Origin of the sequence: Catenulispora sp. EB89, from assembly GCF_041261445.1 — a bacterium.
In the GTDB taxonomy this organism is placed as follows: domain Bacteria; phylum Actinomycetota; class Actinomycetes; order Streptomycetales; family Catenulisporaceae; genus Catenulispora.
This window is the reverse complement of sequence record NZ_JBGCCU010000007.1, coordinates 316,121-328,030: the sequence shown is the minus strand read 5'-3', so window position 1 is coordinate 328,030 and position 11,910 is coordinate 316,121. Positions and strand designations below refer to the sequence as shown.

Below are 11,910 nucleotides of genomic sequence, written 5' to 3'. Positions count from 1 at the left end.
TGAAGCCTTTACCCGAGCGCGAACCTCTGGTAGTTCCCGCCGTTGCACGGGTCTATGTAGACCGAACCAACGTTATTCCCCTCACCATCGGTGTTGCTGTCCAGACACCACGTGCCAGTGCTGAAGGTGTCGGTGCCGTCGGAGTTGCTGATGACGCTGAAGTTCACCGCGTTACCGGCGCATGATTCCGTCTTCATCAGGACGAGGTTGCTGTTGACCTGCGTTCCTGTGGTCAGGCACAGGTTGGTCTGGGCGTCCTCGAGAGCGCGGCTGGTCCCTTCGATATTGATGGGAAGCCAGTTCTGGAAGTTGCCGCCGTTGCACGGAAGCGCGTAGGCGTTGCCTGAGGTGTTGCTGTCCAGGCAACGGCCGGTCGCCTTGTCGTGCAGGTGGATCGTGCTGCCGCCCGCCGACGCCGAGCTGGTGAACGACATCGTCAGAGCTGCGGTACCGACAAGGACACCGGCTGCCTGGATCAACCTGGTGCGGAACATGAGCCACCTCCATCGCGCGGCGCCGGCGCGCAGTCCAAGCACGCACGGACACCCAGACTGCGCCGCGACCGTGTGGCCGGGGCACGGAAAGTCTCTCCGCAGGTGGGACGCGAGCGCGCCACCTCGCGCGACATTGACGGCCACGCGGGACGGGATGCCTCCTGACCTGGGGTTTCCCACCGGTGGTTGACGAAATCGCGGGCCTGGGACGTCCGGCCGCACCGCAATGCGGTGACGCCCCGGCGCCTGATCCGGCCGGCTCGGGCAGACGGAATAGCACCGGCGCGCATCGCCTTGGGCTGAGACGTGACTGATCATGAACTGTTCGATCTCGGCGACTTCCCGCTCCAGCACGGCGGCCTCCTGTCCGGCGCCCGGCTGGTCTACCGGACCTACGGACGGCTGTCGAGCGACAAATCCAACGCGATCGTTTTCCCGACCTGGTTCGCCGGCACGCACGAGAGCAACGAGTGGCTCATCGGCGAGGGCAAGGCGTTGGACACCGAGCGGTACTTCGTGATCGTCCCCAACCTGTTCGGCAACGGATTGTCCAGCTCGCCGAGCAACACCCCGCCGCCCCACGACCGTGCCCGCTTCCCGCGCACGACGATGTACGACAACGTCAGGGCCCAGCACCGGCTGCTGACCGAGCGGTTCGGCATCACGCGCCTGGCCCTGGTCGTCGGCGCGTCGATGGGCGCCGGCCAGGCCTACCAGTGGGCGGTCAGCCATCCGGCGATGGTCGAACGGGTGGCCCCGATCGTCGGCTCGTCCCACACCAGCCCGCACAACCAGGTGTTCCTGGAGGGCATCCGTGCGGCGCTGACGGCCGACGCCGCGTTCGACGGCGGCGACTACGCCGAACCGCCCCGCACCGGGCTCCGGGCGTTCGCGCGGGTCTACGCGGGCTGGGGCTTGTCGCAGGCGTTCTACTGGCAGCGGCTGCACGAGCAGCTGGGGTTCGCCACGCTGGAGGACTTCCTCACCGGGTTCTGGGAGGACGGCTTCGCCGACTGGGACGCCAACGACCTGCTCGCGATGATCTGGACCTGGCAGCACGCCGACGTCGGGCAGACCCCCGGCTTCGGCGGCGACACCCGGGCCGCGCTGGCGTCGATCACCGCGAAGACGTTGCTCATGCCGTCGGAGAAGGACCTGTACTTCCCGCCCGAGGACGAGGAGTGGAGTGCCGCGCACATCCCCGGCGCCGAACTGCGCGTCATCCCCGGTGTCTGGGGCCATCTCGCCGGCGGCGGCGACGACCCGCAGGCGGCGGCGTTCATCGGCGCTGCCCTGCGCGAGTTCTTGGGCGACGCCTGACCGGCCGACATCGCGGCGACCGGCGGCCTCCACCCCGGGCGACGCTGATCACCTTTCTCTCTGTCCGGGTTTGACCATCCCGGATCGCGGATAACCGGCGCGTTCGACCGGCGATACGTGCGGCCTCAGCGCAGCCGGATCGCCGGTGACACGTCGACTACTTGCTGTACAGGGAGAGTGGGATGCAGGACAGGAGTGTGAGTTCGGGAACCGGTAGGGAGCGAGAACCACTCCTCATCGTCCCGGCCGACGCCCAGGTGCCGGACCTGCGCAGGCGGGCAGGCCGGAGCCTGCGGCAGGTGCTGCTGCGACGCGGGGCGTTCGCCTCGGCGATCGCCGTCGCGGGGCTGGTCGTCTCCTACCACTACGGCGGCCTGATCGGGACCAGCCAGCACCAGGTCCTGCACCACCTGCTCGCAGTGGCCGGCGCGGTCGTGTTCCTCGTCAGCGCGGTGATCGCCGTGCGCTGCGCGACGAACGACATCCTGGGGCTCGTGCACGTCCCGGGCCGGCTCAGCGACGCCCGGGCGAGCACGTTCCGCATCCTGTGCCTGCTCTGCGGCTACATCCTGGTGGTCCTCGGCGCGCTGAGCCTGCTGCAGGTCCCGGTGGGGCACCTGCTCCTCGGCGGGGTCCTGACCGGGGTGATCCTGGGCATCGCGGCGCAGCAGGTCCTCGCGAACGTCTTCGCGGGGATCATGATCCTGTTCGCCAAGCCGTTCGCGATAGGCGACGAGCTCCGAATCCGCTCCGGAGCCCTCGGCGGGCCCATCGTCGGCCGGGTGTCCGGGATGACGCTGACATACGTGACGGTGTCGACCATCGCCGGGCCGGTGTTGGTGCCCAACAGCGCGGTACTCGCGGCGGCCGTGGGTCCGGCGGCGGAGTGGCTCGAACCGTAAGCGGCGTGGCTGGAACCGTAACTGGCGTGCCTGGAACCGTAATCGGCCACGGTCGGGCCACCGCTTACCGATTGGCCGTGTGATCTCCGGACTGCGAACTCTGATACTGGCCAGACGTTCGTCTTTGGAGGAGATCACTGTGTCTTTCGTTCGCATCGAATCCTTGCCCTTCACCGCGGCGGTCCCGCACGCCGGCTTCACGTTCGTCAGCGGCCAGGTCGGCGTGGACCCGGCCTCCGGCGCGCTGCCGCCCGGAGGCGTCGTGGCCCAGTTCGAGCAGGCGGTGGCCAATCTCGAAGCCGTGCTCGCGGCTTCCGGCCGGACGCTCGCCGATGTCCTGCGCGTCGGCGTCTACCTGACCGACATGGACGACTACGCCGCCGTGAACGACGCCTACCGGAAGGCGTTCGCCGAGCCGTATCCGGCGCGCACCGCGATCGGCGTCGTGGCGCTGCCGCTCGGCGCGGCGGTCGAGATCGACGCGATCGTCGCTGATCGGGGCGCCCGGATGTGAGCGGCCCGGTCCGCCCCTCAGTCCCCGGTCGGCGCCCGGTCCTGCGCCGCCATCGCCGAATCCCACGCCTTCCGGTCGCCTGCGGTGGTCGGCGGCGGGAACAGGCTGCGCGGCCACAGCTTGCGGGCGCGGACCACGTCGACCTCGACGGCGTACAAGGTCACGCGGGCCTGAAGGTACAGCCAGGCGATCAGGCCGAGGACCAGGCCGAAGGCGCCGTAGAGGGTCGAGGCGTGCCGCAGCTGGTGCGTGACGTAGTAGCCGCCGACCGCCTGCAGGATCTGCCAGCCGACGGCGCCGATCACCGCGCCGGTCCACAACTGGCCGCCGGGCACCTCGGCGGCGATCGCCAGGCGCAGGGCCAGCCAGTACGTCAGGGTTCCGATCGCCACCGCCGCCAGGAGCGCCGCCAGCCGGACCCCGAGCGCGAGCGGCCCGCTGCCGAGGCCGGCCGCCAGGTCGGCCACCAGGGTGGTGACCGCCATGCCGACGCCGACCACGGCGATGAACGCGTAGCTGCGCAGCCAGGACCACGGGAAGCCGGGCCGGCGGTTGTACGGGACCGCCCACATGCGGTTCAGCACGTTCTGCGCGGCGTTGGCCAGCCCGCGCGCGCCGAGCAGGGACCCTGTCAGCCCGACCACCAGGCCGACCGGGCCGCGGCCGAGGGCGTGGATGTTGCCGCGCAGCTGGTCGCCGATCACCGGGAAGTCCGCCAGCGCCGAACGCAGCACCCACTGTTGCAGCGCCGGGTCGTGGCGCAGTGCGAACCCGAGCACCGTCACCAGTAGGAGCAACAGCGGGAACAAGGAGACGAAGGCGTAGAAGGTGAGCAGCCCGGTGAGGTTGCCGACCTGGTCGTCGGAGAGCTTGCGCCACACCGCTGCGGGGAATGCCAACCAGCGACGCCGCTGCTGGAAGGTGTCGATGCGGCGGGTCAGGGCCCTGGTACGGTCGCCGAGGCTCATGACGCCGTGCCGGGTCGGCCAGACAAGGACGCGTTCATGCGAGCTCCTCCTCGTTCACGGCTCCAGGCCCTTCGCTATGTCCAGCGCGCCGCATGCCAAACAGCCCCGCACAGCCCGGAACGGCCCGGAACGGCCCGGAACGGCCCGGAACGGCCGAAGAGGAGGACGCAGACCATGTGCCGGTTGTTCGCGATGACGAGTGCCCCGCAGCGCGTGCGCGCGACGTTCTGGCTGCTGGAGGCCAAGGACAGCCTCGCCGTACAGAGCAGGCGGGATCCGGACGGGACAGGGCTCGGCTACTTCCGGCCCGACGGGGAACCCGTGCTGCACAAGGCCCCGATCGCGGCCTACGAAGACCGCGCCTTCGCCGAGGAGGCGCGGAGCGTGGAGTCCGCGACCTTCATCGCGCACGTCCGCTACGCCACGACCGGCGCCTTGTCCGAGCGCAACACCCACCCTTTCTGCTTCGGCGGGCGGATGCTGGCGCACAACGGCGTCATCGGAGGGCTGGACGAGCTCGAACGGCATCTCGGCGACGCCATGGAGCAGGTCCGCGGCGACACCGACTCAGAGCGCTTCTTCGCGCTGGTCGACCGCGAGACGGAGGCCGCCGGCGGAGACGTGACGGCGGGTCTGCGGTCAGCGGCTCAGTGGACTGCGGCGCATCTGCCGCTGTTCGCCCTCAACATCGTGATGACCACCGCCGACCAGCTGTGGGCGCTGCGGTATCCCGACACCCACGGCTTGTACGTGCTGGACCGCCACAGCGCCGGCCCCCACCGGGGACGCCACCTCGACCAGTCCGGGACCGGCGGACGGCTGCGGGTGCGCGCCGACGACCTCGCCGAGCTGCCGTCCGTCGTCGTGGCCAGCGAGCGCCTCGACGACAACCCCGACTGGCGCGCGCTGCGCCCCGGCGAACTCGTGCACGTCGGCCCGGACCAGCGCGTCACGAGCCGGATCGCGCTCCCGGACCCGCCGGCGTACCCGCTCACGGTCGCGGATCTCGATCCGCGTGCTGCCGCGTCGCAGAACACGGCTTGAGGGTCGGCACGCGCATCAGGTCTCGGCACGCGCATCAGGTCGTCATCGGGTCGTGATCGGGTCTTCACCGACTCAGGACGCTCAGCCACTCCCGCAACAACGCCGCCTCGGTGGCTCTGAACCCGGCGTCCACGACCGGGTCGCCCCCGCGACCGTCACCGACGGCGGCCAGCAGCGCCAGAGCGCGCTCGGCCATCCTCGCCCGGGCGTCGTCGGCCGCCGGTTCGGTGCTGACGATCGAATCGATGACGGTGTCACGCAGCCCGGTGAGCGGGGCCGGGTCGCGCTCGTCCTCCGGCTGCGCGAGCAGCTGCAGCACGGCGCCGGTCGTCGAGGCCTCGATGGCCCGCGCGGCCGTCTCGACCGGGACCCGGAGCCGGCCCTGCTCGCGGGCCCGCTCCAGCAGGCGGCGCAGGATCTCGCCGTTCTCCTGGACGGCGGCCGGACGGCGGCCCGGGCGCAGGTTGCCGTACATCAGGGCGTAGAACGCGGGATTGCGCAGCCCGAACTCGACGTGGATGTTCCAGCCGCGCCTGATGTCCTCGATCGCGTCCTCCCCCGGTTCCAGAGCCCGCTTCTCGGCCAGGTAGCTCTCGAACCCGTAGCTGGCGAGGGCGTCGAGCAAGCCGTCCTTGTCCCCGAACAGGCGATACAGCGCGGGCGTCTGCACCCCGGCGGCGGTCGCGACCGCCCGCGTCGAGATGGCGGCCGGACCGTGTTCGGTCAACAGCTCGGCCGCCGCCTTCAGGATCGCCTGCTGCTGGTCACGGCGGTCCGCACCCGTCTCGGAGCCAAGGTCGCTGCGCATGTATCGATGGTACCAAGATTTGGGTGACGTTGACACTGACAGCGATACCCGCTTAGCGTTGACACTGTCATCACGAGGCGAGAACGTCGCCGATTGCTAGGAGATCCCATGGCCCCACCCGTTCCGACCGTCCGACTCAGCTCCGACGGACCCCTCGTCGGCGCGCAAGGGCTGGGCTGCATGGGGATGAGCGAGTTCTACGGCGACACCGACGCCGACTCGGCCCGCCAGACCCTCAACGCGGCCCTGTCCGCCGGCGTCACCCTGTTCGACACCGCCGACATGTACGGCCACGGCGACAACGAGCGCTTCCTCGCACCGTTCGTCCGCGCCCACCGGGACGACGTGGTCATCGCGACCAAGTTCGGCAGCGTGCGCGCCGCCGACGGATCGATGTCGTTCCGCAACGACCCCGCGCATATCCGCCGGTCCGTCGATGCCAGCCTGACGCGACTGGGTATCGAGGTCATCGACCTGTACTACATGCACCGGCGCGACCCGGCGGTCCCGCTGGCCGATTCCGTCGGGGCGATGGCCGACCTCGTCCAGGCCGGCAAGGTCCGCCACCTGGGCCTGTCCGAGGTCACCGGCGAGGAACTGCGCGAAGCCCACACCCACCACCCGATCAGCGCGGTGCAGTCGGAGTGGTCGCTGTTCACCCGCGACATCGAACGCGGTCTCGTCCCGGCCGCCGCCGAACTCGGCGTCGGCGTGGTCGCCTACTCCCCGCTCGGCCGAGGCTTCCTCACCGGCGCCCTCCCCGGCGAGTTCACGGCCAGCGACGTCCGCTCCCGATTCCCGCGCTTCACCGGGGAGAACGCCCGACGCAACACCGCCCTGCTGCACCCCATCACCACGATCGCCGCCGGCCGCGGGGCCACGCCCGCACAGGTCGCGTTGGCCTGGCTGCACCAGCGACGCACCGTCCACGACCTCACCGTCGTGCCGATCCCCGGCACGCGGCACCCGAACCGCCTGAACGAGAACCTCGCCGCCCTCGAACTCACCCTCACCGCCGACGAACTCGCGCTCCTCGAACCCATCGCCGCCCAGGTCACCGGCGACCGGTACCCCGACATGGCCGAGACGTCCAACGCCCGCGAAGCCTGACCAGCAAGAACACGAACACGAACACGAAGAACGGAACAACGATCATGACCGGCATCACCATCGCCATCGCCTACACCTCCGGCTACGGCCACACCCGCGAACTGGCGAACGCCGTCGCCCAGGGCGCCGCGTCAGTGCCCGACACAGTCGTCGCACTGATCGACGTCGTCGCCATCACCGACGACGACTGGCACACCCTCGACCACTGCGACGCCATCATCTTCGGCAGCCCCACCTACATGGGCAGCGCCTCGGGCGCCTTCCACGCCTTCGCCGAGGCCACCTCCGCACGCTGGATGACCCGCGCCTGGCAGGACAAGCTCGCCGCCGGCTTCACCAACTCCGGCTCCATGAGCGGTGACAAGCTCCACACCCTGCAGTACTTCGCGATGTTCGCCGCCCAGCACGGCATGCACTGGATCAACCTCGGCCTGCTCCCGGGCTGGAACACCACCACCGCCAGCGAGCACGACCACAACCGGCTCGGCTTCTACCTCGGCGCCGGCGCCCAGACCTGGAACGACCAGGGCCCCGAGGCCGTCCACCACGCCGATCTGACCACCGCCCACCACCTCGGCCGGCGAGTGGCCACCCACACCAGCCGCTTCGCGGAGAAGGAGACCCTCGACCGCGCCGACATACCCGTCACCACAGCCGGCTGAGCCACACAAGGCGCGGGGGTCGGTCATGGAGCGTCCCGGCCCCCGGGGCCAGGCGCCCGGCGACTATGAACGATCGGCCCGCGTCCGCCCCGGACCGGCGGTCGTGGACAAAGCACGCAGGTCGGCCTCGCCCGCGAAAAGCACCGGCGTCGCCGCCTGCATCGGCGACGGCACCAACCGCTGGCCGGCAACGCGCGCCGAGGAAATCTGGCTCCGGCACTGAAAATCCGGCGCTGAAAAAGTGTCAGGCTCCGGGCCCCGCCAGGAATGGTCGACGGGTCCCGGAGCCGGACGCTGTACGAGATGCCACCTTCTCGCCGTCATATAGGTGTCGGAACGCGCTCCACCGTTACACCCCCTGCTGACCTGTGGCGGAACACGACTGGCCGCTCTGCTCGCCGCGCCGTTCACCGTCGGCGGCACGCCGATACTCGCCGTGAGAATCCGTTGACAGGGTTCGAAGTTGTCCCGAGAATCACCTTTGCAGGACATGGGGCAGCAGATCCCCATACATCGCCACCTTCGCGCCAGCTTGTTCCTCCATGCCCGGAGAGCCCTGCCCACACCCATGAAATCAGGGCTCTACCATCCGTCACCCCGTCGGATGGCGCCTCCGCCGGCCACCGCTGCGCCGAGCCGCCCCCCCGACGGCTGAAGGGAGAACAGAACCGTGTCGATCAGCTCCAGCACCGCGCTCCCCCACCACCGATCCGGCCGCAAGCGCCTGGCCGCCGGCTTCGGCGCGGTCGCCCTGACCGCCGCAGTCGGCGTCGCCACCGCTTCGGCCGCCACGGCGAGCCCGTCCGGAAACGCCGCGCCCCACCAGCTGAAGGCTCGCAGCGTCCACATGGCGCCGGCCGCCGGCAGCAACCTGATCAACCACGGCGGGCCGGTCGAGAACGCCCCCAAGGTCTACGTCGTCTACTGGGGGTGGCAGTCGGACACCAGCGGTGAGCAGGCCTATCTGAACAACTTCCTGTCCTCCGTCGGCGGCACCCAGTGGCTGTCCACCGTCAACCAGTACGGCGGCGGCTCCCAGTCGGGGCTGCTGGCCGGGACCTGGTCGGACAGCGCCTCGGTGCCCAGCCACCCCAGCGATTCCGCGATCCAGTCCGAGGCCGCCAAGGCGGCCGGGCACTTCGGCGCGGGCACGTCGTCGAACGTCGAGGTCGTCGTCGCCACCCCGACCGGCCACAGCACCAGCGGCTTCGGCACGCAGTGGTGCGCCTACCACGGCGCGGTCAGCTCCGACCGGAACGTCACCTACACCGACCTGCCCTACATGACCGACGCCGGCAGCTCCTGCGGCGCGAACTCGGTCCGCAGCAACCTGGACGGCGTCAGCATCGTCGAGGGCCACGAGATGGCCGAGACCATCACCGACCCGCTGCTCAACGCCTGGTACGACGGCAGCGGCTCGGAGATCGGCGACAAGTGCGCCTGGCAGAACCTGTCGACCATCACGACGTCGAAGGGCACCTTCGCCGTCCAGCCGCTGTGGAGCAACGCCGCAGGCGGCTGCGTGCAGTAGCAGGCAGTAGCAGGCAGCACCACCGACGGGACACGAGAACGGGGCCGGGCTCCTCAGGGGGAGCCCGGCCTCCATCCACGGTCCGGCGCGAGAGGATGAAGGTCATCCCGAAGACGGGATGGGAGTAGTTCCTCTTTGCGAACGGAGTGGATCGTGGTTGCGCATCCGGACGGTACGTGCCCGGTGACCGCGTTGTTGCCGCAGGGCCCGGTGACCGACGTGGATCTGACCCTCGCAGCGGCGCGAGACCAGCTCGCGTCCGAGCCGGAACGGCACGGCGAGATCGGCGCCGTCCTGATGCACCTGCTGGACCACGGCACCGACCACCGTCCGAAGGTGGCGCGGGCGATCGCCGCCCTGGTACCCGAGATGCGTCCGCAGGCCGCGGCGCGGGTCCGCGGGTACCTGGCGGACCGGTCCAGCGATCCGGTCCCGGCCGGCTATCCGGACTGGTACACGCCGAACGAGAGCTACGAGCAGTTGGCTCTGGCCATCTCGCTGGGGTTGCTGGATCCCGGACAAGCCCCGGCCGCGAGCGCCGCTTTCGCCGCCGCGGACACGCGGATGGTGCTGAACTTCGGCGACGGCTACGCGGCCCTCGGCCCGGACCACGCCCGCGAGGTGCTTGCCCGGTTGGCCGAAGCCGCCGCACGCGGACGAGGAGAAGCGGAGCAGGCCGCGGCGGCGATGGCGAAGCTGGACGCCGCGTACCACCTGGAAGCGTGTCAGGCTCTGGAAGCCGTGGCGGCAGGTGGAGTGCCGGTCGGGCTGATAACGCGGCCGCTGACGGCGTTGGCCCCCGAGGCCGTTCCCGTCGCCGTACGCGTCGCCATCGCCTCGCTGCTCCTCGACCCCGCCTCCTACCTGTCGGTGCAGTCGGGCCCTGATCTGGTCGACGTGGTGCGCGCGGCCGGTGAGCAGTACGCGTCGGACGTGGACACGGCGCTCTGGACGCTGGTACGCGACGGCTCCAACGACATGAAGCTGCGGCTGGATGCCGCCGCGAAGCTGCCGCCGTCCTCGCGGACGCAGGCCGAGTCTCTGATTCTCGACATACGCGACGCGCCCTCCCCCGACGAAAAGACGAGCGCATCACCAGTGCACGCAGCTGTCGCCGAGGCGTGGCGCCGTATCGAACTCGCGCTCGCCGCCGTCGCACCCGACTCTCTCAGCGGCCTCGGCGCTCCCGCCTCCCAGCTGGAGCTCGAAGTCGCCGAGGCGAAGCTCGGCTCCCGGCTGCCGCCGGACTTCGCCGCGTCGTGCCTGATCCACGGCAGCATCGACGTCCCCGGCGCCGACCGGTACGGCTGCATGCACGTCGGCCTCGCGCTGCTTCCCGAAATGCGCGATGCCATGGACTGGAGCGATGAGTGGCGCGCGTGCGTACCTCTGGTGGGCGAGCCCGACGGCTCGTACGTCGTGCTCGACCTCGATCCCGACCGCGTCCCGGGCCGACTGCTGTACTCCGATCAGGGCGGCGACCCGGATCCGGATGACGTCCGCGCCCCGAACTGGCTGTCTGTCCTCGAAAGCTTCGCCACCCACCTGGAAGCAGGCCTGCACCCCGAAGCCGGAGCGTCCGACGAAGGCGCCCTCGCCGACGCCGAACTGGCCGCGTTCGTCACCGCGGTCCGCCAGGACCACGGCCCTTCCGCCCGCGAACTCGGCGCTGCCGCAGTGCGACAGGGCCAGCGTCAGCGGGTCAGCGCACAGCCGCGCGGTCCTGAGGTCGGCACAGTCACCGACATGCCAGTCGGCCCGAACAAGGTCCCGGTCCGGGTGTACCGGCCGACCGACGAACCGGGCCGCGATCCAGCCCGCGAACCGCGCGGCACGGTGGTGTTCCTGCACGGCGGCATGTGGGTCATCGGCGATCTGGAGTCCCACGACCGCGCCTGCCGCCGGCTGGTCGAGGCCGCGGACGTCACCGTCGTGGCCGTCGACTACCGCCGGGCGCCGGAACACGCGTGGCCGGCCGCCGTGGACGACGCCGTCGAGGTCCTGCGCTGGGCCCACGACGGCGGCGCGGCAACGACCGGAACCACTGGGACCGCCGGAACCACCGGAACCGCCGCCCCGCTGGTGGTCATGGGCGACAGCGCCGGAGGAAACCTCGCCACGCTGGCCTGCCTCCGCCTGCGCGACGAAGGCCTCCCGGTCCCCGCGCTCCAAGTGCTGGTATATCCGAACACTGACCTGACGCTGTCCCAGCCCAGCGTGAAAACCAGGGCCACCGGCTGGGGCCTGGACGCGGACGCCGTCGCCTGGGGCGCCGAGCTGTGGGTGCCGGAGCCCGACCGCCGCGCGGACCCCGCGGTCAGCCCGCTGTTCGCCGACCTCCGCGGCCTGCCGCCGGCCGTCGTCGTCACCGCCGAGCACGACCCGCTGCGCGACGAGGGCGACGCCTACGCCGCAAGGCTTGGGGCGGTAGGCGTACCGGTCCGCCACCGCTGCGAAACCGGCCAGGTCCACGGATTCCTGACCCTGGACCTCGTCTCCCCCGCCGCCGCGTCAGCCGGCAGCCGGGTGTTCGCCGATCTCGCCGAGCTGCTGTGAC

11 protein-coding genes are annotated in these 11,910 nt (G+C 70.6%); 8 read left to right on the top strand and 3 right to left on the bottom strand.

Annotated features, from left to right (window positions below; translation table 11 throughout):
• Window positions 1–8: 8 nt before the first annotated feature.
• Window positions 9–494, bottom strand: coding sequence for a ricin-type beta-trefoil lectin domain protein (locus tag ABH920_RS18040; RefSeq protein ID WP_370350163.1), 486 nt, complete (start codon window positions 492–494; stop codon window positions 9–11).
• Between the two features lie 306 nt (window positions 495–800).
• Here ABH920_RS18040 and ABH920_RS18035 point away from each other — a divergent pair, with 306 nt between their 5' ends.
• The 3 genes from ABH920_RS18035 (at window position 801) to ABH920_RS18025 (ending at window position 3,230) form a co-directional block, all read left to right on the top strand.
• On the top strand, window positions 801–1,814 hold the full coding sequence (locus ABH920_RS18035) for an alpha/beta fold hydrolase (protein WP_370350162.1): 1,014 nt from the start codon (window positions 801–803) through the stop codon (window positions 1,812–1,814).
• A gap of 182 nt (window positions 1,815–1,996) precedes the next feature.
• On the top strand, window positions 1,997–2,716 hold the full coding sequence (locus ABH920_RS18030; RefSeq protein ID WP_370350161.1) for a mechanosensitive ion channel family protein: 720 nt from the start codon (window positions 1,997–1,999) through the stop codon (window positions 2,714–2,716).
• Window positions 2,717–2,855: 139 nt separating this feature from the next.
• Window positions 2,856–3,230: a RidA family protein gene (locus tag ABH920_RS18025; RefSeq protein ID WP_370350160.1), complete on the top strand. Its 375-nt coding sequence runs from the start codon at window positions 2,856–2,858 to the stop codon at window positions 3,228–3,230.
• Between the two features lie 17 nt (window positions 3,231–3,247).
• On the opposite strand, the gene ABH920_RS18020 is transcribed toward ABH920_RS18025, so the two are convergent.
• Window positions 3,248–4,198 (bottom strand): YihY/virulence factor BrkB family protein, encoded by a 951-nt coding sequence (locus tag ABH920_RS18020; RefSeq protein ID WP_370350159.1) that lies wholly within the window; start codon window positions 4,196–4,198, stop codon window positions 3,248–3,250.
• A gap of 174 nt (window positions 4,199–4,372) precedes the next feature.
• Between ABH920_RS18020 and ABH920_RS18015 the strand changes: the two genes are divergently transcribed.
• Window positions 4,373–5,242: a class II glutamine amidotransferase gene (locus ABH920_RS18015; protein WP_370350158.1), complete on the top strand. Its 870-nt coding sequence runs from the start codon at window positions 4,373–4,375 to the stop codon at window positions 5,240–5,242.
• Between the two features lie 64 nt (window positions 5,243–5,306).
• Here the strand turns inward: ABH920_RS18015 and ABH920_RS18010 are convergent, their stop codons facing one another.
• Window positions 5,307–6,050: a TetR/AcrR family transcriptional regulator gene (locus tag ABH920_RS18010; protein ID WP_370350157.1), complete on the bottom strand. Its 744-nt coding sequence runs from the start codon at window positions 6,048–6,050 to the stop codon at window positions 5,307–5,309.
• Between the two features lie 108 nt (window positions 6,051–6,158).
• Between ABH920_RS18010 and ABH920_RS18005 the strand changes: the two genes are divergently transcribed.
• The 4 genes from ABH920_RS18005 (at window position 6,159) to ABH920_RS17990 (ending at window position 11,909) form a co-directional block, all read left to right on the top strand.
• Window positions 6,159–7,160 carry an aldo/keto reductase gene (locus ABH920_RS18005; RefSeq protein ID WP_370350156.1) on the top strand — a complete coding sequence of 334 codons (1,002 nt, stop codon included), beginning with the start codon at window positions 6,159–6,161 and terminating at the stop codon, window positions 7,158–7,160.
• 44 nt (window positions 7,161–7,204) lie between these two features.
• Window positions 7,205–7,822 carry a flavodoxin family protein gene (locus tag ABH920_RS18000; RefSeq protein ID WP_370350155.1) on the top strand — a complete coding sequence of 206 codons (618 nt, stop codon included), beginning with the start codon at window positions 7,205–7,207 and terminating at the stop codon, window positions 7,820–7,822.
• A 670-nt stretch (window positions 7,823–8,492) separates the two neighbouring features.
• Window positions 8,493–9,353, top strand: a complete 861-nt coding sequence (locus ABH920_RS17995) for a hypothetical protein (RefSeq protein WP_370350154.1) — start codon at window positions 8,493–8,495, stop codon at window positions 9,351–9,353.
• Between the two features lie 153 nt (window positions 9,354–9,506).
• Entirely contained in the window at window positions 9,507–11,909 is a 2,403-nt protein-coding gene (locus ABH920_RS17990; RefSeq protein WP_370350153.1) for an alpha/beta hydrolase fold domain-containing protein, read from the top strand.
• Window position 11,910 lies beyond the last annotated feature (1 nt).

Excerpts from the sequence above, each read along its gene's own strand:
- ABH920_RS18015 (WP_370350158.1), top strand. The coding sequence starts at position 4,373 with ATGTGCCGGTTGTTCGCGATGACGAGTGCCCCGCAGCGCGTGCGCGCG.
- ABH920_RS18010 (WP_370350157.1), bottom strand. The coding sequence starts at position 6,050 with ATGCGCAGCGACCTTGGCTCCGAGACGGGTGCGGACCGCCGTGACCAG.
- ABH920_RS18005 (WP_370350156.1), top strand. The coding sequence starts at position 6,159 with ATGGCCCCACCCGTTCCGACCGTCCGACTCAGCTCCGACGGACCCCTC.
- ABH920_RS18020 (WP_370350159.1), bottom strand. The coding sequence starts at position 4,198 with ATGAGCCTCGGCGACCGTACCAGGGCCCTGACCCGCCGCATCGACACC.
- ABH920_RS18040 (WP_370350163.1), bottom strand. The coding sequence starts at position 494 with ATGTTCCGCACCAGGTTGATCCAGGCAGCCGGTGTCCTTGTCGGTACC.
- ABH920_RS18000 (WP_370350155.1), top strand. The coding sequence starts at position 7,205 with ATGACCGGCATCACCATCGCCATCGCCTACACCTCCGGCTACGGCCAC.
- ABH920_RS18030 (WP_370350161.1), top strand. The coding sequence starts at position 1,997 with ATGCAGGACAGGAGTGTGAGTTCGGGAACCGGTAGGGAGCGAGAACCA.